Source organism: Novosphingobium marinum, from assembly GCF_013408095.1.
Taxonomy (GTDB): domain Bacteria; phylum Pseudomonadota; class Alphaproteobacteria; order Sphingomonadales; family Sphingomonadaceae; genus Novosphingobium; species Novosphingobium marinum.
The window spans coordinates 82675-106077 of the sequence record NZ_JACBZF010000005.1 but is presented as its reverse complement, the minus strand read 5'-3'; the positions used below and the strand labels follow the sequence as shown (position 1 = coordinate 106077).

Sequence of the window (23403 nt, the reverse complement as noted above, 5' to 3'; positions counted from 1 at the left end):
CCAGTCCTTTGGACATATGCCATCGCAAATGCCTTCTTCGACACACGATCCGCATGCCCTGAGAGCGCGCTGGGTAGCCTGGCGCAACCGCGTCCTCGCAAGCCGCAGTTTCCAGCGCTGGGCTTCTCGGACGCCGATCGTCAGGCGCATCGCCAGGAAGCGCGCAGGCGATCTTTTCGATCTCGTCGCCGGCTTTGCCTATTCGCAGGCGCTTCTCGCGACGGTCGAGAGCGGGTTGCTCGATCTTCTCGCGGAGCATCCGCAGGACCTCACTTCCATCGCGCGCGAGACCGGCCTCGGCGAAGCTGCGGCATCGCGCCTCGTGCGCGCCGCAGCAGCACTCGATCTTGCCGAGGAAGTGTCTCCCGGGCGGTGGATGCTGGGGCAGCATGGAGCGGCTCTTCGCGGAAATATGGGCGCACAGGCGATGATCCGCCACCATCGCTTGCTCTACCGCGACCTGGCCGAGCCGCTCGACCTGTTGCGTGCCGATCGTCGCTGCGGAACCAGTCTGTCGGAATACTGGAACTATCCCGCGCAGGACCATGACGGCGCCGCCGCCTACTCGGCGCTGATGGCCGCGAGTCAGGAGATGGTCGCCGGGCAGATCGCCGACGCCTACGATTTCGGCAGGCATCATGCCCTGCTGGACGTCGGCGGCGGGCACGGGGCGTTCATTCGCGCCATCGCCGCCAGCTCGCCATCGCTCGAACTTGGCATCTTCGATCTTCCGCACGTCGCCGAAGGTGCCGGGCCGGCAATCAAGTCGGCCGGCCTCGATCGTCGAGTCGCGATTCACACGGGCGATTTCTTCCGCGATCCGCTGCCGGCGGGATATGACTGCATCTCGCTTGTGCGCATCCTTCATGACCACGACGACGAGCCCTGCCTTCGCCTGCTTGCCGCGATTCGCCGAGCGCTGCCGCCTGGGGGACGGCTTGTCGTCGCCGAGCCGATGTCGGGGGTTCGCGGGACCGGGCCGATGAGCGACGGCTACTTCGGCCTCTACCTCTGGGCAATGGGATCGGGTCGCCCCCGCAATCCCGCCGAGATCGGCAGCATGGCCACGCGCGCGGGCTTCGCGAACTGGAAGGGGCTTTCGGTCGCCCAGCCGGTGATAACCTCCGGCATTGTATGTTTTACATGACACTTTGTTTGTCGTGATAAATTGACACTGACAGGCAATCCTCTAAGGTGCCGGCTTGGGAGTATCGACAAGATACCAATTGGCCGGAGTGCCGGTCGGAAAGGGGATCACCGGATATGGACGCGCTCGCGGTCATATTGGAGGCGCCGAGGAAGCTGGCTTTGAGGCAGCTATCCCTGACGCCGCTCGGTCCGACCGACCTGCTCGTCGACATCCGCTGGAGCGGCATCAGCACAGGAACCGAGAAATTGCTCTGGAGCGGCGAGATGCCGCGCTTTCCGGGCATGGGATACCCGCTCGTACCCGGTTATGAATCGGTAGGACGCGTGGTCGACGCCGGCCCGGATGCCCGCGAGCGCCTGGGCGAGTGGGTCTACGTTCCCGGCGCGACCTGCTACACCGATGCGCGCGGACTTTTCGGGGGGACCGCGCAACGTGTCGTCGTACCGGCGGGACGCGCCTTTGCAATCGACGAGTCGCTTGGCGTTCGCGGAGTCCTTTTCGCGCTCGCCGCTACCGCATACCACGCACTCGCCGGCGGGCCTCCGCCGCAACTGATCGTGGGGCACGGCGCGCTCGGCCGCCTGCTCGCCCGGCTCACCATCGCGATGGGCGGGGACGCGCCGGTCGTCTGGGACAACAAGGCCAACCGTCGCACCGGCGCCGTCGGTTACGAGGCGATCGCGCCCAAGGACGACTGCCGGACCGATTACCAGACGATCTACGACGTCAGCGGCTATGCCGACGGTCTCGACACCCTGATCGGGCGGCTTGCCCACGGCGGCGAGCTTGTCCTTGCCGGCTTCTATGCCGAGCGCCCCAGCTTTGCCTTCGCCCCCGCCTTCCAGGCCGAGGCGCGTTTCCGCGTTGCTGCCGAATGGCGCCCCGAAGATCTGGTCGCGGTCAGCGCACTCGTCGCAAGCGGCGCGCTCGATCTCGAAGGCCTCGTTACCGACATCAGGCCCGCCAGCGAGGCTGTGACCGCCTACCCCGAGGCCTTCCTCGACACCGACTGTCTCAAGATGGTCCTCGACTGGAGCAAGTGCGCATGACGATGCTCGAAACAGATACGGCCCTGCGGGACGAAGCTGCGATAGAGCCGGACCCCGTCCATACCGGCGAGGTGCGGAAGGAAACGCAGATCATCGCGATCTACGGCAAGGGCGGGTCGGGCAAGAGTTTCGCGCTTTCCAATCTCAGCTACATGATGGCGCAGCAGGGCAAGCGCGTCCTGCTGATCGGCTGCGATCCCAAGTCGGACACGACCAGCCTGCTGTTCGGCGGCAAGAGTTGCCCGACGATCATCGAGACATCGTCGAGGAAGAAGGCTGCCGGCGAAAGCGTCTCCATCGAGGACGTCTGCTTCCAGCGCGACGGCGTTTTCGCGATGGAACTGGGCGGCCCCGAAGTCGGACGGGGCTGCGGCGGGCGCGGCATCATCCACGGTTTCGAGCTGATGGAAAACCTCGGCTTCCACGAATGGGGCTTCGACTACGTCCTGCTCGATTTTCTGGGCGATGTCGTATGCGGGGGCTTCGGCCTGCCGATCGCGCGCGACATGTGCCAGAAGGTCATCGTCGTCGGATCGAACGACCTCCAGTCGCTGTACGTCGCCAACAACGTCTGCAAGGCGGTCGAGTATTTCCGCAAGATGGGCGGCAACGTCGGCGTCGCCGGCATGATCGTGAACAAGGACGACGGAACCGGAGAAGCGCAAGGCTTCGCCAGCGCGGTGGATATCCCGGTGCTCTGCGCGATCCCTGCCGACGAGGACATCCGCCGCAAATCGGCCAATTACCAGATCATCGGAAAGCCCGGCGGCCCTTGGGGCAGCCTTTTCGAGGAACTGGCGACCAATGTCGCCTCCGCGCCTCCGCGCCAGCCTCGTCCGCTCGAGCAGGACGGATTGCTCGGCCTGTTCTCGCCCGAGGACACCGGCGGCAACGTCGAACTCGTCCCCGCGACGCAGGCCGACATGCGCGGCGGCAGCTATGCGCCCAAGCCATCGCTGGAGGTCATCTATGACGAGGCCTGAGGCGCTATGACCGACCTGGCACACGACCTTGCCCGCGAGCCCGACCGGATCGATCTCGATCCCGTCGACGGTGGCGGCGGTTGCCACGGCGGTGCCGAAACCATGCGCGAAGCCGCGCGCAAGGCGGGCAAGAGCGAGATTCTAGACCGCTATGCCGCGGACTATCCGCATGGGCCGCATGATCAGCCGCAGAGCATGTGCCCCGCCTTCGGCAGCCTGCGCGTCGGCCTCAGGATGCGACGCACCGCGACGGTTCTCTCCGGGTCCGCCTGCTGCGTCTACGGCCTTACGTTCACTTCGCATTTCTACGGCGCGCGCCGCAGCGTCGGCTACGTCCCGTTCAATTCCGAAACCCTCGTGACCGGCAAGCTGTTCGAGGACATCAAGGAAGCGGTCGAGAACCTGGCCGATCCCGAGAAATACGACGCCATCGTCGTTACCAACCTGTGCGTACCGACAGCGAGCGGCGTTCCGCTGCGCCTGCTGCGCAAGCAGATCAACGGCGTGCGGATCATCGGGATCGATGTCCCCGGCTTCGGCATTCCGACCCACGCCGAGGCGAAGGACGTTCTTGCCGGCGCCATGCTGTCCTATGCGCGCGAGGAGGCCGAGCACGGACCGGTTGCCGCACCGCGCGATCGCTCGGACCGGCCGACAATCACTCTCCTGGGCGAGATGTTTCCCGCCGATCCTGTCGGCATCGGGCAGATGCTCGAACCGCTCGGCCTTGCGGCCGGCCCCGTCGTTCCCACGCGCGAGTGGCGCGAAATGTATGGCGCGCTCGATTGCGCCGCCGTCGCCGCGATCCATCCGTTCTATACCGCCAGCGTCCGCGAGTTCGAGGCGGCCGGGCGAAAGGTCGTGGGGTCTGCACCCGTGGGTGCCGAAGGAACGGCGGCGTGGCTCGATGCCATCGGGGATGCATGCGGAATCGGACGGCAGCGAGTGGACGATGCCAAGAACCGGTTCGTCGGCGCGATCCGGGGCGCGCTCGCCGCCAATCCCGTTCGCGGCCGCATCACGGTGAGCGGCTACGAAGGCTCCGAACTTCTCGTTGCGCGCCTGCTGATCGAAAGCGGCGCGGATGTACCCTACGTCGGCACCGCCTGCCCACGCACCGCCTGGTCCGATCCCGACCGCGCGTGGCTCGAGGCGAAGGGCATCCGGGTCAATTACCGCGCGAGCCTTGAGCAGGACATCGCCGCCGTCGACGAACACCGGCCGGACCTCGCTATCGGTACGACCCCGGTCGTCCAGCATGCCAAGCAGAACGCGATCCCGGCGCTCTATTTCACCAACCTCATATCAGCCCGCCCGCTCATGGGGCCGGCCGGCGCAGGCAGCCTCGCGCAAGTGATCAACGCGGCGATCGGCAACAAGGGCCGCTTCGACCGGATGCGTTCCTTCTTCGACGATGTCGGCTCGGGCTACGGCGCAGGGATCTGGGAGGACGTTCCCGAGGACCGGCCCAGGTTCAAGAAGAAGTACGCCGCGCTCAACGAGGCGGCCCGCAAGGCCTCGGAAGCGATGGGCTCATGACGCTGGTCCTCGATCACGATCGCGCGGGCGGATACTGGGGGGCGGTCTACGTCTTCACCGCGGTTAAGGGCCTGCAGGTCATCATCGACGGCCCGGTCGGCTGCGAGAACCTGCCGGTCACTTCGGTGCTGCACTACACCGATGGATTGCCGCCTCACGAACTGCCCATCGTCGTCACCGGCCTCGGCGAGGAGGAACTGGGCAAGACCGGCACCGAAGGCGCGATGAAGCGCGCATGGAAGACGCTCGATCCCGAATTGCCGGCGGTCGTCGTCACCGGCTCTATCGCCGAGATGATCGGTGGCGGGGTCACGCCCGAGGGCACGAACATCAAGCGTTTCCTGCCGCGCACGATCGACGAGGACCAGTGGCAGAGCGCCGACCGTGCGCTGAGCTGGCTGTGGACCGAGTTCGGGCCGAAATCGGTACCTGCCAGCAAGCCGGTGAAGGAAGGGGAAAAGCCGAAGGTCAACATCGTCGGGCCTGCCTACGGGATGTTCAACATGGCGAGCGACCTCGCCGAGATCAGGCGTCTCGTCGAGGGCATCGGCGCGGAAGTAAACATGGCCTTCCCGCTGGGCAGCCACCTTGCAGATATCCGGCGGCTTGCCGACGCGCAGGCTAACGTCTGCCTCTACCGCGAGTTCGGACGGAACCTGTGCGAGCTGATGGACCGTCCGTATTTCCAGGCACCCGTCGGGCTTGACAGCACAACCAGGTTCCTGAGGGCGCTCGGCGCCGAACTGGGCCTCGATCCCGAACCCTTCATTGCCCGCGAAAAGCACACGACGATCAAGCCGCTATGGGACCTGTGGCGTTCGGTGACGCAGGATTTCTTCGCGACCGCCAGCTTCGGTATCGTCGCCAACGAAACCTACGCGCGCGGCATCCGCAATTTCCTCGCAGTGGACATGGGCCTGCCCTGCTCCTTCGCATTCAGCCGATCGGCCGGGGTCAAGCCCGACAATGCGGCCGTGCGAGAAGCGATCAGGGCAAATCCGCCGCTCGTGGTGTTCGGCAGCTACAACGAGCGAATGTACATGGCCGAATGCGGCGCCCGCGGCGTCTATATTCCCGCCAGCTTCCCCGGCGCCGCGATCCGGCGGCACACCGGGACGCCATTCATGGGTTACAGCGGCGCGACCTACCTCGTACAGGAAGTATGCAATGCGCTGTTCGACGCGCTCTTCCACATCCTGCCGCTTTCCACGCAGCTCGACCAGGTCGATCCCACCCCCGCCCGCTCGCACCGCGAGCTGCCGTGGGACGCTGACGCAAAAGCGAAATTCGATGTGCTTGTCGAGGCCCAGCCGGTCCTGATCCGCATATCGGCGGCCAAGCGGTTGCGCGATGCTGCGGAACGCGCGGCGCGCCGCGCCGGCGAGGACCGCGTGTCGGCAGACCGCTTCGCCGAATCCCTGCTTGACGGGCAGCACGCATGATCGCGTCGCGCCCCATGTTCGCCCCGAGCGGGCTACGCCATCCCCGCGGCAATGCCGCGAGGATACCGAGGGAGGTCTTTACCCGCCTCTCGCACATCCCGACCAGAATGGAGATTGAGCTATGAGTGATCCCGACGATCGCTTCGGCCTGAGGACCTACCTCACGCCCGAAGAGGCAAAGGAATTTCACAAGCTGTTCGTTAGCAGCTTCATCGGCTTCACCGCCGTTGCGATTATCGCACACATCCTCGTGTGGATCTGGAGGCCCTGGCTCTGACGAGCGGACCGCCGCGAAGCCCGATATCGGCCTTCGCAGTGCAGTCAAATTTGCAGAAGGATTAGTATCATGTGGAGACTCTGGCTAATTTTCGATCCGCGCAGGGCACTGGTGGCATTGTTCATCTTCCTCTTCGTCCTCGCGCTCCTGATCCACTTCATCCTGCTGAGCACCGATACGTTCAACTGGCTTGACGGCCCGAACGCGCGGGCGACGCAGAACGTCGTAGTCGCGGTCCCCGAAGGGACCTGACGCCTCGTGACAGTGCGAGAGGCGGGCGCTCCGGCACCCGCCTCCCGAGGTTTCAATCGACCATGATCCCGTCGCGCGGCGACCGGGGGAGGATAGAACTATGGCGCTCCTGAGTTTCGAGCGGAAATATCGCGTGCGTGGCGGTACGCTGATCGGTGGCGACCTGTTCGATTTCTGGGTCGGACCTTTCTACGTCGGCTTCTTCGGTGTGGTCACCGCGATCTCGGCAGCGCTCGGCACGGCGCTCATCTTCTACGCCGCATCGCAAGGCCCCACCTGGAACCCCTGGCTCATCTCGATCGCGCCGCCCGACCTCAGCTACGGCCTGTCGCTGGCGCCGCTCAACGAAGGTGGCTTCTGGCAGATCATAACGATCTGCGCGCTGATCGCCTTTACCAGTTGGGCGCTGCGCGAGGTCGAGATCTGCAGGAAACTTGGCATCGGCTACCACGTGCCGGTTGCCTTCGGCGTGGCTATCTTCGCCTATTTCTCGCTTGTCGTGATCCGCCCGATCCTTCTGGGAGGCTGGCACTTCGGGTTTCCGTACGGCATCTTCAGCCACCTCGACTGGGTGTCGAACACCGGATACCAGTACCTGCATTTCCACTACAATCCGGCACACATGCTGGCGGTATCGTTCTTCTTTACCACCACGCTCGCACTCGCCCTGCACGGCTCGCTCGTGCTTTCGGCCGTCAATCCGCCGAAGGGCGAAAAGGTCAAGACGCCCGAGTACGAGGACACCTTCTTCCGCGACCTGATCGGCTATTCGGTCGGCACGCTGGGCATCCACCGGCTCGGCCTGCTCCTGGCGCTCAACGCCGGATTCTGGAGCGCGGTCTGCATCATCATCAGCGGCCCCCTGTGGACGCGCGGCTGGCCCGAATGGTGGACCTGGTGGCTCGACCTGCCGATCTGGTCCTGAAGGAGACGGAAGATATGGCGCGCTATCAGAACATCTTCACGCAGGTCCCGCTCCGCGGAGCGCCCGAACTGGGCGTGGCCATGTACCCCGGCAGCGACGAGCGCATCCAGGGAACGAGCCACAGCACCCTGCTCGGCCGGCTCGGCCAGGCCCAGATCGGGCCGATCTACCTTGGCTGGACCGGCATCGCATCGCTGATCTTCGGGTTCCTGGCGATCGAGATCATCGGCCTCAACATGTGGGCATCGGTCGGCTGGGATCCGATCCAGTTCGTCCGCCAGCTTCCCTGGCTAGCGCTCGAGCCGCCGGGGCCCGAGTACGGCTTCCAGCCATTCGTCCCGCTGGCCGAAGGTGGCTGGTGGATCATCGCGGGTTTCTGCCTGACCACCTCGATCCTGCTCTGGTGGGTGCGAACCTACCGGCGGGCGCGGGCGCTCGGCATGGGAACGCACGTAGCCTGGGCATTCCTTGCCGCGATCTGGCTGTATCTGGTGCTCGGCTTCATCCGTCCGCTGTTCATGGGCAGCTGGGCAGAGAGCGTGCCGTTCGGCATCTTCCCGCACCTCGACTGGACCGCAGCGTTCTCGATTCGGTACGGCAACCTGTTCTACAACCCGTTCCACTGCCTCTCGATCGCGTTCCTCTACGGCTCGACGCTGCTTTTCGCCATGCACGGCGCGACGATCCTTGCGGTCGGACGCTACGGCGGCGAGCGCGAGATCGAGCAGATCACCGACCGCGGCACGGCATCGGAACGCGCGGCGCTGTTCTGGCGTTGGACGATGGGCTTCAACGCCACGATGGAATCGATCCATCGGTGGGCCTGGTGGTTCGCCGTCCTGACCACGCTGACCGGCGGGATCGGCATCCTGCTGACCGGCACGGTGGTGGATAACTGGTACCTGTGGGCGCAGCAGCACGGCTACGCTCCGTCTTATCCCGATACAGGGGTCGCCGATCCCTCGCTGCTGGGGAGCCCCGGACAATGAAGCCTGTCATCCTCATAGCCATGGCGGCTGCGCTGCCGCTGACGCTTGGTGCCTGCGAGCTCGATCGCAAGACCTCGACCCAGAACGGGTATCGCGGTACCGGCATGAACACGGTCATCGTGAAATCCGGCGAAGCCGCCGAGGACGTGCCCGCCCCGCCATACGAGATGCCCGACACGGAAGGACCACGCGCCGGCGATGCGTACGAGAACGTGACGGTACTGAGCGACGTTTCGGTCGACCAGTTCAACTACACGATGGCCGCGCTGACCGAATGGGTCTCTCCCGAAGAGGGATGCAACTATTGCCACAATCCGGCGAACATGGCCTCGGACGAGGTCTATACCAAGATCGTCGCGCGCCGGATGCTGCAGATGACACGCGCGATCAACCAGAACTGGGACAACCACGTCCAGCAGACCGGCGTCACGTGCTGGACCTGCCATCGCGGGAAGAACGTACCCGACGAGCACTGGACATTGCCCGTGGACCAGACGCCGGGCATCGTGGGCAACCGCAACGGCCAGAACCGGCCGGTATCCAACTCCGCATACTCCTCGCTGCCGACGGCGGCAGTCGCACGGTACCTGCTCGGCGGAGTCCCGCCCGACGCCCAGGAGATCCGCGTCGTGTCCAAGACCGCCCATCCCTCTGCGGCCAATACGCTGTCGGTGATGGAATCGGAGCCGAGCTACGCGATCATGATGCATGTTTCGCAAGCACTGGGCGTCAATTGCACCTACTGCCACAACTCGCAGTCGTTCCAGTCGTGGGCGGCCAGCAATCCGCCGCGTGAAACCGCCTGGTACGGCGTTCGCATGGTGCGCGATATCAACCTCGACTACATCACGCCGCTCGCCCCGATCTTCCCGAAGAACCGGCTGGGCGAGGCAGGAGACCCGTTCAAGGTCAACTGCACGACATGTCACCGCGCGCAGAACAAGCCGCTCGGCGGATTCCCGATGCTTCAATCCTATCCGGCGCTTCGCAACGGCCCGATCGGCGAGGACATGTCGCTTGCACCGCTCGTGACGCCCTCGGCGGTACCGGAGGTGCCGGTCGAGGAAGAATAAGCCCGGCAAGCGACCGGCAATTGCCCAAGCTTCAGGCCGCGGGCGTATCCCGCCTGCGGCGCAGAAGGTCGGCCACGTGGACCGGGAACGACAGCGCCAGGGGAAGCGCGATCCACGGCCAGGAAGCGCCGACGAGCGCGGCCCTGAGGCTGGCGACGATAAGTACCGCCGGCAGTATCAGGAGCACGACATCAATGGCGCGCCATCCCCGCAGGATGAGCCATACCGCTTCCAGGATCAGGACTGTCATGACGATGTCGGCCGCGTGCCCGCTTCGAAACAGTGCCTCCACCCGGAACCTCAGCCGAATGGCCCGTTGAGTTGCACCACCTGCCAGTTGAGCGCTCCGGCGACCGACACCCATGCCAGGTAGGGCACCAGCAGCAGTCCCGCAAACCGCGAATAGCGCCCGCAGTACGCGACGAGCACGGCGATCGAGACCCACAGGAAAACGAGTTCCGCGAACGCCCAGTCGGGCCGCTGCAACCGGAAGAACAGGAAGCTCCACAGGATATTGAGAAAGCCGTTCAGCGCGAAGAGGCCCACGACCGTGTCGGCCACTCGCGTGTTCGGTGCCGCGCGCCATGCGGTGACGCCCGCGAATGCCGCAAGCATGAAGATGATCGTCCATACCAGCGGAAACGCGGGCCTGGGCGGCGTCCATTCCGGCTTGCTCAGGCCCTCGTACCACGGGCCGAGCTGGGTGATCGTCCCGCCGAGAACGGCGATCACGATCGCGGCAATGGCGGCGACGATGACGGGCAGGATCCAGCTGCGGCTCATTGCGAAACCGAACGGAGGCCCAAGAGGTGCGCGCAGTCCTTGAAGAAGATCCGGAGGTGGGCAATCGGCTTTGCCCTCACGAGGCGCTTGTTCATGTAAGCCTGCCAGGTGAGGTGCTGGACGTCGGGATCGGCGCACATCTCGACGAAGCGTTCGCGCCGCTTGTCGCTGGAATACCAGAAATGCTGCATCATCCGCAGGATCCAGAAGACCTTGCCATGTGCCCGCATGAATTCGCGCCGCGCCTGCTTCAGCGCGGCGGGATTGCCGCTTGCAAGGAAGGCATCCGCAGCACGCGCCGCGATCCGCCCGCCGGTCATGGCGTAGTAGATGCCCTCTCCGGAAGCAGGGGCCACGATGCCGGCAGCATCGCCAGTGACGATCACGTCACGTCCGTTGTCCCAGCGCCGCAACGGTTTGAGCGGTATCGGGGCCCCCTCTCGCCGCACGGTTTCGCATCGGGACAGGCCGAGGTCGTCCCGCATCCGCAGCACCGCGCCGCGCAGGGAAAAACCCTTGTTCGCACTTCCCACGCCGACGCTCGACGTTTCGCCGTGCGGGAAGACCCAGCCATAGAAGTCGGGCGACAGCTTGCCCTGGTAGAACACGTCACATCTTGACCCGTCGAAGCCCTGCGGCGTCGTCGCGGGCGAACGGATAACCTCATGGTACGCGAAGACGCACGGGACGCGTTCGGCATTGGGGATGTGTTCGCGCGCGACGGTCGAACGTGCGCCGTCCGCACCGATCACCAGCCGCGTGCGAACCCGTTGCAATTCGCCACCGCGCGCGGCGCGAAAGCAGACGACGGCACGCCCGTCACCGTCACGCTCGACATGGTCGTAAGTGCCGACCTGGCGGCTGGCCCCTGCCCGCGCCGCCCGTTCGCGCAGCCACTCGTCGAATTCGTCGCGATCGACCATGCCAACGTAGCCGATCTCGCCCACCGGCATGTCGACCTTGCGATCGGACGGAGCAATCATCCGGGCCGAACGGGCCTTGGCAACGAGCAGCGACTGCGGAACCTCGAACTCCTCGAGCAGGCGCGGGGGCACGGCGCCGCCGCACGGCTTGATCCTGCCGGCTCGGTCGAGCAGCAGGACAGACCGGCCGGATCGCGCGAGATCGCATGCCGCGGTCGCTCCCGCCGGACCGCCCCCAACGACGACGACATCGTATTCATTTTGCGTCATATCTTCACCAGCCTTCCTGTCGAAGCTGAGTCCACGGTCGACGGTCCAGCTTGTGAGGTGGCGATCCGTGCAAGGATGGCCGCGACGACGAACAGGCCCGCCTCGAACGAGAACACGGCCTGGAAAGCACGGCCATCGTGGCCGATCGTGGCGCGCAGCGCATCGACGCCAAGAGCGCCCAGCAGGCCGCCCAACCCGAAGGCGACGGCCTGCGCCGCGCCCCAGACGCCCATCCTGACGCCTTCTCCCGATCGGTCGCCTTTCCCGGCGAGGCTCATCATCGAACCGATCGCCGCGACCGCGAATATGCCGTTGCACAGGCCCAGCGCGAACACGTTCGGGACGAGAGGCCAGCCAAGCCCGACCATCGCGGCCATCGCCAGCCCTGCCAGCGAAAGCGCCGACCCGAGGCAACCCGTCACGATCCAGACACGCAACTCGTCCAGCCGCCGACCGAAGAACGCGCTCCCGCCGATGCCGCTGGCGATCATGCCGATCAGGACCCCGGCATGCTGGATGCCCGATAGGCTCGTCGATTCGCCGGGCGTCTTGGCGAAGACAAGCCCGGCAAACGGTTCGAGGATCAGGTCCTGCATGCTGTAGGCGAGCATCGATACGAAGACGAAAACGGTGAACCGCGCCGCTTCGCGCTCGCCCAGGATCTCGCGGATCGCCTCGACAAAGCCGGTCGACGGACGGCTCTCTTGGGCAAGGTCCGCGGTCATGCCGCGTTCGAGCCGGAATATCGCCAGCGACGAAACCGCAAGCGCGCAAACGATCACGCCCGCTGCAACCAGCGCAAGCCGCCTTTCAGAAAAGGGATCGAGCAATTGCCCGGCAATGCCGGCAGCCACCACGATACCAGCGATCATCATGATCCAGGTAACCGCTGCCGCCGCCGCTCGCCGCGCCGGCGCCACGCCCGAAGCCAGCATGGCAAGCACCGTGGTGCCCGCCGCACCCACGCCCGCACCGATCATCGCGAAGGCCAGTATTGCAAGGCCGATAGCCAGTACGGGACTTCCGGCAATCATGACCGTCGCATCGACCGCCAGCAGGGTTCCCAACCCGAGCAAGGCCATGCCCGTCAGCACCCAGGGGGTGCGCCGCCTCCCGCGATCGGACCCGTGGCCCCAGAGCGGGCGCGAAAGCTGTACGGCGTAATGCCATGCGATCAGTCCCGCAGGGATCGCCGCAGCTGCCGCGTACTCGACCACCATGACCCGGTTGAAAACCGAAGTCGTCAGCATCACGATCGCGCCGATCGAGGCCTGCACGAGGCCGAGCCTGACTATCGCCAGCCAGCCAAATCCTCCGGCCATCACAAATACCCCCCGAGGCCAAGTGCAGCGGCCAGCATTCCGAGCACGTAAAGCGTGACGCCGGTAGCGCTGTACCAGGGGGCATTGCGGGCAGGATCGCGCAGCAATTGCGGCATCAGGGCCGCCTGCGCCGCGAGAAGGAGCGCGACCGCGATCGCGGACACCGCAAGGCCCCAAAGCCACAACAGCACGATGACCGCGACCTGGGCCAGTGCCATCCCGACGCAGGCGACGCTCGCGGCGCGGGCCACGCCAAGTGTTACCGGCAACGAACGCAGGCCGGTCGCGCGGTCTCCTTCGACCGCCTTGAAGTCGTTCAGGGTCATGATCCCGTGTGCGCCAAGGCTGTACAGCGCGAGGATCAGGAGGATATCGGTTCCGGGCAGGCCGCCCAGCATCACGCTGGCTCCGGTGAACCAGCTCAGGCCCTCATAGGTCAGGGCGACCACTGCGGGTCCTGTCCAGCCGCTCGACTTGAAGCGGAAGGGCGGAGCGCTGTAGGCCCAGGCAGCCGCCAGCGCGAGCACCGTCGCGGCAAAGACCCACCCTCCCATCAGGGCCGAGAAGCAAAGCGACAGCAGCGTGCCGGCCTGCGCGATCCGCAATCCCCAGCGCCCTGCGATCCGGCCGGAGGGGATCGGGCGGTCGGGTTCGTTGATGGCATCGACATGCCGGTCGAACCAGTCGTTGACCGCCTGGCTCGTCCCGCAAACCATGGGGCCGGCGAGCACGATCCCGGCGATGACAAGGGTCCAGCCCGCCAGCAGCGGCTGTCCCGAAGAGACAGCGCCGCACATGAACGCCCACATAGGCGGGAACCAGGTGATCGGCTTCAGGAGTTCGACGACGTCGCGCGGCGCCGGAGGCGATGCCTGGTGAGGGGATACAACCGAACGCGCCATAGGGTGACGCTATGCCTGTCAGTCGCGAGCGTCAATTTGTTTTGACACTCTTCCTTTCAGACAGGGCTCAGTCCGGTTCGGAAACGGTGTTGGCAAGCCCGTAGCGGTGCAATTTCGAATAGAGGCTCTGGCGGCTCAGACCCAGAATCTCGGCCGCCGATGCACGGTTGTTCGAAGTATAGGTGAGTGCCGCCTCGATGCAGAGGCGCTCGATCAGGTCAGTACTTTCACGGACAATGTCCTTGAGCGACATGCGCCCGACGAGTTCGGTAAGTTGTTCGACCGAGAGCGGCAATTCCTGCTGGTTGGGTGGAAGGTCACGCAGCCGGCGGCCCACGGGCCTGATGACGAACCCGAAATAGGCATCGTCATCGCCCGCCCTGACTGCCGAGAGCTCGACCGGCTCACCGTCGAAACCTTCGCGCGCGCCGATTACAGTGCCCACGTTCTGCGCAAAGCCGTGCTTGGCGAGTTGTCCGGTGATGAGATCGATATCGATTCCCGGCCTGCCGATGAAGTCGCCGAGTTGCCGGCCCGAAATCTGGTCGACACTGGCAGCCTCGACGAGCTCCACGAACGCGAGGTTCGCCGTAACGATCTTCAGTTCGGAGTCGGCGAGGACGAAAGCGTCGGGCATGGCTTCGAGCACGCGCAGGGTACTTCCGGCCACCGGCGGCGAAGGCGCGGTGCCGGACGAAAGGCGAACTATCAGGAATTGCTTTCCGTGCTGGCGGAATCCGGCTGCGGTAAGCGTCAGGTTGCCTTCCGAACCGGCCCGTCCGACCTCGATCGGAGAGACCGAATTCGATGCCATGACCGAACCGAGGAAGGCGATGATCGGCTCGCGCGACGAACGCGAGAACAGGCCTGTCAGGCGGTCGCCGGTAAGCGATCCCGGTTTGGCGCCGAGCAGCGCGTGAACACTCGGGTTGGCTTCGCGAATCCGGTAGTTTTCCGCATCGACGATCAGCACCGGCTCGGCGGAGAGTTCGAACAGCAGCCGGTACCGCGTCTCAAGTTGGCGCAGGCGCAGATAGTCGCGCTCGAGCGATTGCTGGGCCTGCAGAAGACGCTGCTGGAGTTCGGCCATTTCGCGCATGTCACGACCGAAAGCGATGAAGCGCTGCCCATCGCCGAAAGTCACGAGGGTGTAGCGGACCGGCACTTCCCCATCGGATCCGATATGGTTTATCTGGCGCCAGTGCTGCGTGCGACCCTTGCGGGCGCCAGCAAGCATTTCCATCACCTTGGGGCGGCTTTCAACGGTAACCGTGTCCAGCCAGTCGCGCCCGATCCAGTCCTGCAATTCGGGAAAATCGGAGAGATTCGCCGTGCCGTCGACAATCTTGCCCGTCTCGTCGAGGATGAGCGACAAGTCGCCGGCCACCATCGCGAGCTTGGTGGCGGCATCCGCGCCGATAGCATCGAATAGCTCGGCGGCTTCGCCGAACGGCTCCTTGCCTTCGATACTGTGCTTGCGCGAAAGCATTCGCCGCCTCGAGATCAGAAAGTGACTTGGCCGAAGGGCCTCGACCCCAGGATTTTTGCTTCGGCCAGAACAACCGCCGATCGAGCGTCCGGTGCGGTACCGTCAGCCCCTATTTCGTTCGCGATGCAGGGACGGGCGTTGATCATGTTGCCACCAACGAAGATTTGCAACGACGGGTTCCTGGAAACGCCGCGTATTGCGGCAATCAAATCGGAAAGGGCGTCGCTAGGGCAATCGCAACTGATGGTCAATCCTAGCAGATCGTAGCCGGTTTCCGCGACGGCGCCGAGCAGGTCGCCTTTTCTCGGCTCCAGTAAAACGTCGCTGTTCCAGCCATTTCTGGAAAATACCTCCTGAAGCATGAGAGCGCCGAACCCGTGCTGTTCGCCAGGCAGGGGCGCGAAGAGAGCGGTCGGCGATTGCAGGAGCGCCTGCGAAACCGGAGGCGCGCGCATCGCCAGTTCGCGCATGACCTCCTGCAGACGCCACAACCCCATCGTGACATCCACGAAGTCGCACGCGTCAGCCTCCCAGAATTCTCCCAGTTTGCGTGCGGCGGGAGCGAGCAGGTCGACGAAAATCGAATCGATCCCGACCCCGCCTTCGAGAAGCATTTCGACCTCGTCGAGAAGGTGGTCGGCTTCGATCTCCACGGCGAGCGTTGCGAAGCGTTCGATCCGCTCCTCGCAGAACGAATGCCCGGCCTCGTCGCCATCGTCCGGTTCGACGATCGGAGCGCATGCCCGTCCGGCACCGCTTCCGGCTCCGTGCGCCAGTAGCAGTCGCGGAATGATCTCAGCCTCTATCAGGGTGCCGAGCGACCTTTCGTCGGGCTCATCGTTTTCACGAACCAACGGCCCGCCGGCGTGCTGTCCGCAAGACCAGTGAGGATTAATATTCCGACCCGTCCTTGCTTTCTGGCGGGAATTAAACAGCGTGGCCATTTGCAGACTCTCCCAGTCTGGTAGCGGCGCGGATCGCGTCAAACGTGGCGGAAGTTATTTAATGGTTTCGACTCCACCCCATCGAACAAGCGTACGCTGATTGGGGAGATCTGACAAATCCAAAGGTGTCAATTTTTTTGAACGTCAGGATAGATTGACACTTCGCCCGAGAGGGGCGTAGTCTGGCGGGTAGCCAGCGGAGGATGCGCTCGGATGAACGGGGATGGTGCCCAGGAATATTACAGCGACCGGACCGGTACGCCCGGCACGGCGCTTTACACCAGCGAAGAGCGCCGGCGCCGCGACGCTTCGCCATGGACCGTTGTTCAGGCCGTCCTCGCGCCTGCCCAGTTCCTGGTCTTCCTTGTCAGCCTCGGCCTTGTCCTGCGGTTCTTCGCGACCGGCGAAGGCGCTCTCGCCGCCGATCTCTCGGTCGTTGCCAAGACGTTCGCGCTTTACGCGATCATGGTCACCGGATCGATCTGGGAGAAGGAAGTATTCGGTCGCTGGCTCTTCGCACGCCCGTTCTTCTGGGAGGACGTGTTCTCGATGCTCGTCATCGCGCTGCACACGGCCTACCTCGTCATGCTTTTCGGCGCGATCGGCACCGTCGAGGATCGCCTGCTCGTAGCGCTTGCCGGATACGCCGCATACGTCGTCAATGCCGGGCAGTTCCTGCTCAAGCTTCGCATGGCCCGCCTGCAGGCGGGGCCGCCGGTGGCCGCGGGATGAGCGCGGTGCTGCCCCTCGCCACGCCCGGCGCCGATTGCGCGCCGGTGCTGCGCGAGCGCGGGCAGCGTGAGGTTTTCTGCGGCCTGACGGGCATCGTGTGGCTGCATCGCAAGATGCAGGACGCATTTTTCCTCGTTGTCGGGTCGCGCACGTGCGCCCACCTCCTGCAGTCGGCAGCCGGCGTGATGATCTTCGCCGAACCCCGGTTCGCCACCGCGATCATCGAGGAGCGCGACCTGGCCGGAATGGCCGATTGCCACGAGGAGCTCGACAGGGTCGTCGCCCGCGTTCTCGAGAGGCGTCCGGAAATCCGCACCCTCTTCCTCGTCGGATCGTGCCCGTCCGAAGTCATCAAGCTGGATCTTGCCAACGCCGCGCAGCGGCTTGGCGAGCGACATTCGCCTGCGGTCCGGATACTCAACTATTCCGGCAGCGGCATCGAGACGACCTTCACCGAAGGAGAGGACGCCTGCCTTGCGGCGCTCGTCCCCGAAATGCCTGTGGGCGATCCCGGCGGCGAGCAGGAGCTGCTCGTCGTCGGGACGTTGCCCGACATCGTCGAGGATCAGTTCCTTCGTCTTTTCGCCGAACTGGGAATCTCGAGGGTCGGCATGCTGCCTGCCCGCAACGCCAGGAACCTTCCTGCCGTCGGCCCGCAGACCAGGTTCCTGCTGGCCCAGCCCTTCCTTACCGAAACGGCGCGCGCCCTGAAGGATCGGGGCGCGAGGCGCATCGATGCCCTCTTCCCCTTCGGCGCCGAGGGTACCGCAGACTGGCTGCATGCGGCGGCAGCGGCATTCGGCATCGACGAGATGCACTGCAACCGGGTCTGCGCTCCCGGCCGCGAAAGGGCCAAGCGCGCGATCGCGCATGTGCGCGAGAGGCTTGAAGGCAAGCGCATCTCGTTCCTGCCCGACTCGCAGCTTGAAATTCCGCTTGCGCGATTCCTTTCGACCGAGCTCGGCATGGTGCCGGTTGAGGTCGGCACGCCCTACCTCCATCGCGAGCATTGCGCGCGCGAGCTGGCGCTCCTTCCCGAGGGCACGAGGATCAGCGAGGGCCAGCACGTCGACCGCCAGCTCGACCGGGTGCGCGCGGACAAGCCCGATCTCACAGTCTGCGGCCTCGGCCTCGCCAATCCGCTGGAGGCAGAGGGACTGTCGACCAAGTGGGCGATCGAACTCGTCTTCTCCCCCATCCACGGCTTCGAGCAGGCGGGCGACCTCGCAGAGCTCTTCGCCCGGCCGCTGCGGCGGCGCGACGTGTTGAGGGTATAGGGCGATGCAGCTGGCCGTCTGGACATACGAAGGACCACCCCATGTCGGCGCGATGCGCATCGCAACGGCAATGGAGGGTGTCCACTACGTCCTTCACGCACCGCAGGGCGATACGTACGCCGACCTGCTGTTCACGATGATCGAGCGGCGGGGCAAGCGCCCGCCTGTCACCTACACCACTTTCCAGGCGCGCGATCTGGGCAAGGATACCGCGAGCCTGTTCCAGGATTCGGCCCGCGACGCGATCGAACGTTTCCGGCCGGGAGCCCTGCTCGTCGGATCGTCCTGCACGGCGGAGCTGATCCAGGACGATCCGGCGGGCCTTGCCGAGGCGATGGGGCTTTCCTGCCCGGTCATCCCGCTCGAATTGCCTAGCTACCAGCGCAAGGAAAACTGGGGCGCGTCCGAGACGTTCTACCAGATCGTGCGGACGCTGGCAGACCGCAGTGTCTCTGCCGGGCCGCGCGAGGGACGCCGCGCGCGCGCCAACCTCCTCGGCCCCGCAGCCCTCGGTTTCCGCCATCGCGACGACCTGCGCGAGGTGCGCGCCATGCTCGACAGGCTGGGGATCGACGTGAACTGCGTCGCCCCGCTCGGCGCAAGCCCGGACGACATAAGGTCGATGGGCCGGGCCGATTTCAACGTCGTGCTCTACCCCGAAATCGCGGACGAGGCCGCGCGCTGGCTCGAACGCACCTTCGGCCAGCCGGCGGTTCGGACAGTCCCCATCGGAGTCGGTGCGACGCGGGCATTCATCGAGGAGGTCGCAACCCTTGCCGGAGTCGATGCCTCCGCCGCCCTCGAGGATGGCGAATCGCGCATGCCCTGGTGGAGCCGATCGGTCGATTCGACGTATCTCACCGGCAAGCGAGTCTTCATCTTCGGAGACGCCACCCACGCGGTCGCGGCGGCAAGGATCGCCCGCGAGGAACTGGGTTTCGTCGTCTGCGGACTCGGCTGCTACAACCGCGAATTCGCCCGCGAGGTCCGCGCAGAAGCCAAGGCGTGCGGTGTCGAGGCCCTGATCACCGACGACCACCTCGAAGTAGAGGCAGCGATTGCCGACGCCGCGCCCGAACTCGTGCTGGGCACGCAGATGGAGCGCCATATAGCCAAGCGGCAGGGCATCCCGTGCGCGGTGATCTCTTCGCCCGTCCACGTGCAGGATTTCCCGGCACGGCACAGCCCGCAGATGGGCTTCGAGGGCGCGAACGTGGTTTTCGATATCTGGGTGCATCCGCTTGTGATGGGACTCGAGGAGCACCTGCTCACGATGTTCCGCGAGGATTTCGAGTTCTCGGATAACGCCGGCGCCTCGCACCTCCACGGATCGGCACCCTCGCTCGGCGATGTCGTTGCCGAGAGCGCCCCTGCCGAACCGCACTCCGACACGCTCTGGACCGCCGATGCCGAGCAGGAGCTGAAGAAGATCCCGTTCTTCGTACGCGGCAAGGCGCGCCGCAACACCGAGGCATTCGCGGCGGAGAACGGCTGCGCCCGGATCGACCTCGCCACGCTCTACGATGCCAAGGCGCACTATGCCCGGTAGTCGCGCGCCCCGCGTCCGCGTCGCCATCGTGACGCTGGACAACCACCTGAAGGGTGCGGTCGAGCGCGCCGACGAGGTGCTCGAGCGCGACAACATCAGTCTCTCGCTGCATGCCGCCGCAGACTGGGACCGCGATGCGACGGCGCTCCACCGCACCAGGGCGGCGATCGGGGAAGCGGACATCGTGATCGCCACGATGCTGTTCCTCGACGACCACGTGCGCGCGATCCTGCCGGCGCTGGAAGCTCGCCGCGAGCAATGCGATGCCATGCTCGGCATCATGTCGGCGGGCGAGATCGTCAAGCTCACCCGGCTCGGCAACTACCGCATGGACGCGCCCGCGCGCGGTCCGCTTGCGCTCCTCAAGAAGCTGCGCGGATCGAAGAAGGCGGGTGCGAGTTCGGGCGCCGGGCAGATGCGCATGCTCCGCCGCCTGCCCAAGATCCTGCGTTTCATCCCCGGCACCGCACAGGATGTGCGCGCCTATTTCCTGACCCTGCAATACTGGCTCGCCGGATCGGACGAGAACGTCGTCGCGATGGTCCGTTCGCTGATCGACCGCTACGCTGCGGGCGAGCGGCTTACCCGGCAGGGGATGACGCCCGCGAACCCGCCCGCCGAATATCCCGAGGTCGGGGTATACCATCCCCGCACCGACCAGCGCATTTCGGAAAGCGCGCGGCTCCTGCCCCGCGGGCGCGGCACCAGCGGCACGGTGGGCATCCTCATGCTGCGGTCCTACCTTCTTGGCCGCGATGCGGGGCACTACGACGGCATGATCGCCGCGTTCGAGGCGGCCGGCATGCGCGTGATCCCTGCTTTCGCCAGCGGTCTCGACGCGCGGCCCGCCATCGACAGGTTCTTCGTCAAGAACGGCAAGCTGCAAGTCGACGCCATCGTGAACCTGACCGGTTTCTCGCTGGTCGGCGGGCCGGCCTACAACGATTCCGATGCTGCGGTCGAAACGCTGACGGCGCTCGACGTGCCGTACATCGCCGCGCATGCGATCGAGTTCCAGTCGCTCGAGGAATGGCGCGACCGCCGGCAGGGACTTCTGCCGCTCGAGACCACGATGATGGTCGCCCTGCCCGAGCTCGACGGTGCCATCTGTCCTAGCGTCATCGGTGGTCGCGACGGCGAGGACGGGGGCCCGCGCCGAGCGATGTGCACCGATCCGGAACGTGCCGGCGCACTCGCTGCCAAGGTTCGCAAGCTGGTAGAGCTTCGCAAGTCGGACCGCGCGGCGCGCAAGCTGGCAATCGTCCTGTTCAATTTCCCGCCGAATGCAGGTGCGACCGGCACCGCCGCACACCTTGCAGTCTACGAATCGCTCCACGCAACGCTCCGCCGCCTCTCCTCCGAGGGATACGACGTGGAGGTGCCCGAAACGGTCGAGGACCTGCGCGCGGCCATCCTGGAAGGAAACGCCGTCCGGTTCGGCGCGGATGCCAACGTCGCCGCGCGCATCCCGGCTGACGAACACGTGCGGCGCGAACCGCATCTTTCACAGATCGAGGCGCAGTGGGGCCCGGCTCCAGGTCGCCAGCAATCCGACGGCAGCGCCATCCATGTCCTCGGAGCGAGATTCGGCAATGTCTTCGTCGGCATCCAGCCGGCGTTCGGGTACGAGGGTGACCCGATGCGGCTGATGTTCGAGGGCGATTTCGCTCCGACGCATGCCTTCTCGGCCTTCTATCGCTGGATCCGCGAGGACTTTGGCGCGAACGCAGTGCTTCACTTCGGCACGCACGGCGCGCTCGAGTTCATGCCGGGCAAGCAGGCCGGACTGTCGGGCGAATGCTGGCCCGAACGGCTGCTCGGGGACTTGCCGAACTACTATCTCTACGCCGCGAACAACCCGTCGGAGGGCCTGCTGGCCAAGCGCCGCTCGGCGGCCACGCTCGTCAGCTACCTGACCCCGCCGCTCGCGCAGGCGGGACTCTACCAGGGCTTCGTCGACCTCAAGGCGAGCGTCGAGCGCTGGCGGACCGCCGAGGATGGCGAGGAGCGATCCTCGCTCGCGGCCCTGATCCGCGAGCAATGCGAATCGCTCGACATCGATGGAGGCGACATCGATGCGCTGGCGGGCCGCCTCTACGAACTGGAGCGCACGCTGATCCCGCAAGGCCTGCACGTGCTCGGCCGGCCACCTGCAGAGGAGGCCAGGCGCGACTGGCTTGCCGCGCTGGCAGAGGCCGATCCCGACGCGGATTGCGAGGCATTTGGCGAAGCGCTTGCAGGTTGCGACGAGATCGGCGCGGTCGTCCGCGCGCTCGACGGCGGTTATGTACCTCCGGCGCCCGGCGGCGACATCATCGCCAACCCGGACGTGCTGCCGACGGGCCGCAACATCCACGGTTTCGATCCGTTCCGCCTCCCGAGCCGCTTTGCCTGCCAGCAGGGTCGCGAACAGGCCGAGGGACTCATCGCACGCCACGTCGCCGGCGGCGCGGCGTTCCCCGAAAGCCTCGCGATGGTGCTCTGGGGCACCGACAACCTGAAAAGCGAAGGTGTCCAGATCGCGCAGGCGATGACGCTGATCGGCGCACGCCCGCGTTTCGACGGGTACGGCCGCCTTGCCGGAGCCGAACTCATCCCGCTCGAGGAACTCGGGAGGCCTCGCATCGACGTGGTGGTGACGCTTTCGGGCATCTTTCGCGACCTCCTGCCGCTCCAGACGCGCATGATCGCCGAGGCCGCGCTCCTTGCCGCGAAGGCCGACGAGCCGTGCGACGCGAACTTCGTGCGCAAGCACAGCCTTGCCCACCAGCAGCTTCACGATTGCGATCTGGAAACCGCCGCCTTGCGCGTCTTCTCGAATGCCGAGGGCGCTTACGGCGCGAACGTGAACCAGATGATCGAGGGTGGCGTCTGGGCCGATCCCGACGAACTCGCCAACGCGTTCGAGACTCACAAGGGCTTCGCCTACGGTGTGAAGGGCACGCCCGTCCAGCACCGCGCCTTGCTGCAAAGCGCGCTCAGGGACGTCGAATTCACCTACCAGAACCTCGAAAGCGTCGAAGTCGGCATCACCGACCTCGACCAGTACGTTGACGGGCTCGGCGGTGTCAGCCGTTCGGTTGCCCGCGCACGCGGAGAGGCAGCGCCGGTCTACATCCTCGACGCGACGCAGGGGAAGGCGCGCGTGCGTACCCTTGCCGAACAGATCGACCTCGAAACCCGCACGCGCACGCTCAATCCCAAGTGGTACGAAGGCATGCTCAAGCACGGCTACGAAGGCGTGCGTAACATCGAGGGCCACGTCACCAACACGATGGGCTGGTCCGCGACGACGGGCCAGGTCTCGCCCTGGGTCTACGAGCGGATCAGCCGCACCTTCGTGCTCGATGCCGAAATGCGCCAGCGGCTTTCGTCGCTCAATCCCAAGAGTTCGGCACGCGTCGCGGGCAGGCTGCTCGAAGCCTGCGAGCGCCGCCTGTGGGAACCCGACGAAGAAACACTCGCCGCGCTGCGGCTGGCCAACGACGACCTCGAAGACCGCCTCGAAGGCGTGGTCGCGGCCGAATGAGGAG

The 23403-nt window shown here is 65.6% G+C and carries 21 protein-coding genes; 14 read left to right on the top strand and 7 right to left on the bottom strand.

Annotated elements, in window-relative coordinates:
- The first annotated feature begins 28 nt into the window (after window positions 1-28).
- From FHS75_RS13600 to pufC, 10 genes are all read left to right on the top strand, one after another.
- Window positions 29-1147, top strand: a complete 1119-nt coding sequence (locus FHS75_RS13600) for a methyltransferase (RefSeq protein WP_179408245.1) — start codon at window positions 29-31, stop codon at window positions 1145-1147.
- A gap of 116 nt (window positions 1148-1263) precedes the next feature.
- On the top strand, window positions 1264-2199 hold the full coding sequence (gene bchC, locus FHS75_RS13595) for a chlorophyll synthesis pathway protein BchC (RefSeq protein WP_179408244.1): 936 nt from the start codon (window positions 1264-1266) through the stop codon (window positions 2197-2199).
- The gene (locus FHS75_RS13590) at window positions 2196-3182 is read left to right on the top strand and encodes a chlorophyllide a reductase iron protein subunit X (protein ID WP_179408243.1); all 987 of its coding nucleotides are present in this window, start codon (window positions 2196-2198) and stop codon (window positions 3180-3182) included. The genes bchC and FHS75_RS13590 overlap by 4 nt, the downstream gene beginning before the upstream one ends.
- Window positions 3183-3188: 6 nt before the next feature.
- Entirely contained in the window at window positions 3189-4721 is a 1533-nt protein-coding gene (bchY, locus tag FHS75_RS13585) for a chlorophyllide a reductase subunit Y (RefSeq protein WP_179408242.1), read from the top strand.
- The gene (gene bchZ, locus FHS75_RS13580; protein WP_179408241.1) at window positions 4718-6163 is read left to right on the top strand and encodes a chlorophyllide a reductase subunit Z; all 1446 of its coding nucleotides are present in this window, start codon (window positions 4718-4720) and stop codon (window positions 6161-6163) included. Before bchY ends, bchZ begins: the two co-directional genes overlap by 4 nt.
- Before the next feature lie 121 nt (window positions 6164-6284).
- Window positions 6285-6440 (top strand): light-harvesting antenna LH1, beta subunit, encoded by a 156-nt coding sequence (pufB, locus tag FHS75_RS13575; protein WP_179408240.1) that lies wholly within the window; start codon window positions 6285-6287, stop codon window positions 6438-6440.
- Between the two features lie 69 nt (window positions 6441-6509).
- Window positions 6510-6692, top strand: coding sequence for a light-harvesting antenna LH1, alpha subunit (gene pufA, locus FHS75_RS13570; RefSeq protein WP_179408239.1), 183 nt, complete (start codon window positions 6510-6512; stop codon window positions 6690-6692).
- Between the two features lie 100 nt (window positions 6693-6792).
- A complete protein-coding gene (pufL, locus tag FHS75_RS13565) occupies window positions 6793-7617 on the top strand; it encodes a photosynthetic reaction center subunit L (protein WP_179408238.1) in 825 nt (274 codons plus the stop codon).
- Between the two features lie 14 nt (window positions 7618-7631).
- On the top strand, window positions 7632-8606 hold the full coding sequence (pufM, locus tag FHS75_RS13560) for a photosynthetic reaction center subunit M (RefSeq protein ID WP_179408237.1): 975 nt from the start codon (window positions 7632-7634) through the stop codon (window positions 8604-8606).
- Window positions 8603-9679, top strand: a complete 1077-nt coding sequence (gene pufC / locus FHS75_RS13555; protein ID WP_179408236.1) for a photosynthetic reaction center cytochrome PufC — start codon at window positions 8603-8605, stop codon at window positions 9677-9679. The genes pufM and pufC overlap by 4 nt, the downstream gene beginning before the upstream one ends.
- Window positions 9680-9710: 31 nt before the next feature.
- Here the strand turns inward: pufC and FHS75_RS13550 are convergent, their stop codons facing one another.
- The 7 genes from FHS75_RS13550 to FHS75_RS13520 form a co-directional block, all read right to left on the bottom strand.
- Complete coding sequence (locus tag FHS75_RS13550; protein ID WP_179408235.1) at window positions 9711-9929, bottom strand: hypothetical protein; 219 nt, start codon at window positions 9927-9929, stop codon at window positions 9711-9713.
- Between the two features lie 50 nt (window positions 9930-9979).
- Window positions 9980-10462, bottom strand: coding sequence for a TspO/MBR family protein (locus FHS75_RS13545; protein ID WP_179408234.1), 483 nt, complete (start codon window positions 10460-10462; stop codon window positions 9980-9982).
- Window positions 10459-11655 carry a geranylgeranyl diphosphate reductase gene (locus FHS75_RS13540; RefSeq protein WP_179408233.1) on the bottom strand — a complete coding sequence of 399 codons (1197 nt, stop codon included), beginning with the start codon at window positions 11653-11655 and terminating at the stop codon, window positions 10459-10461. The genes FHS75_RS13545 and FHS75_RS13540 overlap by 4 nt, the downstream gene beginning before the upstream one ends.
- Window positions 11652-12977 carry a BCD family MFS transporter gene (locus tag FHS75_RS13535; protein WP_179408232.1) on the bottom strand — a complete coding sequence of 442 codons (1326 nt, stop codon included), beginning with the start codon at window positions 12975-12977 and terminating at the stop codon, window positions 11652-11654. The genes FHS75_RS13540 and FHS75_RS13535 overlap by 4 nt, the downstream gene beginning before the upstream one ends.
- Window positions 12977-13879 (bottom strand): chlorophyll synthase ChlG, encoded by a 903-nt coding sequence (chlG, locus tag FHS75_RS13530; protein ID WP_179408231.1) that lies wholly within the window; start codon window positions 13877-13879, stop codon window positions 12977-12979. The genes FHS75_RS13535 and chlG overlap by 1 nt, the downstream gene beginning before the upstream one ends.
- A gap of 67 nt (window positions 13880-13946) precedes the next feature.
- Complete coding sequence (gene ppsR, locus FHS75_RS13525) at window positions 13947-15368, bottom strand: transcriptional regulator PpsR (protein ID WP_179408230.1); 1422 nt, start codon at window positions 15366-15368, stop codon at window positions 13947-13949.
- A gap of 14 nt (window positions 15369-15382) precedes the next feature.
- Window positions 15383-16354 (bottom strand): cobalamin B12-binding domain-containing protein, encoded by a 972-nt coding sequence (locus FHS75_RS13520; RefSeq protein ID WP_179408229.1) that lies wholly within the window; start codon window positions 16352-16354, stop codon window positions 15383-15385.
- 171 nt (window positions 16355-16525) lie between these two features.
- Here FHS75_RS13520 and bchF point away from each other — a divergent pair, with 171 nt between their 5' ends.
- The 4 genes from bchF to FHS75_RS13500 are packed head-to-tail and all read left to right on the top strand — an operon-like array spanning window position 16526 to window position 23399.
- Window positions 16526-17044, top strand: a complete 519-nt coding sequence (bchF, locus tag FHS75_RS13515; protein ID WP_179408228.1) for a 2-vinyl bacteriochlorophyllide hydratase — start codon at window positions 16526-16528, stop codon at window positions 17042-17044.
- Entirely contained in the window at window positions 17041-18321 is a 1281-nt protein-coding gene (locus FHS75_RS13510; RefSeq protein WP_179408227.1) for a ferredoxin:protochlorophyllide reductase (ATP-dependent) subunit N, read from the top strand. Before bchF ends, FHS75_RS13510 begins: the two co-directional genes overlap by 4 nt.
- 4 nt (window positions 18322-18325) lie before the next feature.
- Window positions 18326-19870: a ferredoxin:protochlorophyllide reductase (ATP-dependent) subunit B gene (gene bchB, locus FHS75_RS13505; protein ID WP_179408226.1), complete on the top strand. Its 1545-nt coding sequence runs from the start codon at window positions 18326-18328 to the stop codon at window positions 19868-19870.
- A complete protein-coding gene (locus FHS75_RS13500; protein WP_179408225.1) occupies window positions 19860-23399 on the top strand; it encodes a magnesium chelatase subunit H in 3540 nt (1179 codons plus the stop codon). The genes bchB and FHS75_RS13500 overlap by 11 nt, the downstream gene beginning before the upstream one ends.
- Window positions 23400-23403: the final 4 nt, after the last annotated feature.

Excerpts from the sequence above, each read along its gene's own strand:
- FHS75_RS13600 (WP_179408245.1), top strand. The coding sequence starts at position 29 with ATGCCTTCTTCGACACACGATCCGCATGCCCTGAGAGCGCGCTGGGTA.
- bchC (WP_179408244.1), top strand. The coding sequence starts at position 1,264 with ATGGACGCGCTCGCGGTCATATTGGAGGCGCCGAGGAAGCTGGCTTTG.
- FHS75_RS13590 (WP_179408243.1), top strand. The coding sequence starts at position 2,196 with ATGACGATGCTCGAAACAGATACGGCCCTGCGGGACGAAGCTGCGATA.
- bchY (WP_179408242.1), top strand. The coding sequence starts at position 3,189 with ATGACCGACCTGGCACACGACCTTGCCCGCGAGCCCGACCGGATCGAT.
- bchZ (WP_179408241.1), top strand. The coding sequence starts at position 4,718 with ATGACGCTGGTCCTCGATCACGATCGCGCGGGCGGATACTGGGGGGCG.
- pufB (WP_179408240.1), top strand. The coding sequence starts at position 6,285 with ATGAGTGATCCCGACGATCGCTTCGGCCTGAGGACCTACCTCACGCCC.
- pufA (WP_179408239.1), top strand. The coding sequence starts at position 6,510 with ATGTGGAGACTCTGGCTAATTTTCGATCCGCGCAGGGCACTGGTGGCA.
- pufL (WP_179408238.1), top strand. The coding sequence starts at position 6,793 with ATGGCGCTCCTGAGTTTCGAGCGGAAATATCGCGTGCGTGGCGGTACG.
- pufM (WP_179408237.1), top strand. The coding sequence starts at position 7,632 with ATGGCGCGCTATCAGAACATCTTCACGCAGGTCCCGCTCCGCGGAGCG.
- pufC (WP_179408236.1), top strand. The coding sequence starts at position 8,603 with ATGAAGCCTGTCATCCTCATAGCCATGGCGGCTGCGCTGCCGCTGACG.
- FHS75_RS13550 (WP_179408235.1), bottom strand. The coding sequence starts at position 9,929 with ATGACAGTCCTGATCCTGGAAGCGGTATGGCTCATCCTGCGGGGATGG.
- FHS75_RS13545 (WP_179408234.1), bottom strand. The coding sequence starts at position 10,462 with ATGAGCCGCAGCTGGATCCTGCCCGTCATCGTCGCCGCCATTGCCGCG.
- FHS75_RS13540 (WP_179408233.1), bottom strand. The coding sequence starts at position 11,655 with ATGACGCAAAATGAATACGATGTCGTCGTCGTTGGGGGCGGTCCGGCG.
- FHS75_RS13535 (WP_179408232.1), bottom strand. The coding sequence starts at position 12,977 with ATGGCCGGAGGATTTGGCTGGCTGGCGATAGTCAGGCTCGGCCTCGTG.
- chlG (WP_179408231.1), bottom strand. The coding sequence starts at position 13,879 with ATGGCGCGTTCGGTTGTATCCCCTCACCAGGCATCGCCTCCGGCGCCG.
- ppsR (WP_179408230.1), bottom strand. The coding sequence starts at position 15,368 with ATGCTTTCGCGCAAGCACAGTATCGAAGGCAAGGAGCCGTTCGGCGAA.
- bchF (WP_179408228.1), top strand. The coding sequence starts at position 16,526 with ATGAACGGGGATGGTGCCCAGGAATATTACAGCGACCGGACCGGTACG.
- FHS75_RS13510 (WP_179408227.1), top strand. The coding sequence starts at position 17,041 with ATGAGCGCGGTGCTGCCCCTCGCCACGCCCGGCGCCGATTGCGCGCCG.
- bchB (WP_179408226.1), top strand. The coding sequence starts at position 18,326 with ATGCAGCTGGCCGTCTGGACATACGAAGGACCACCCCATGTCGGCGCG.
- FHS75_RS13500 (WP_179408225.1), top strand. The coding sequence starts at position 19,860 with ATGCCCGGTAGTCGCGCGCCCCGCGTCCGCGTCGCCATCGTGACGCTG.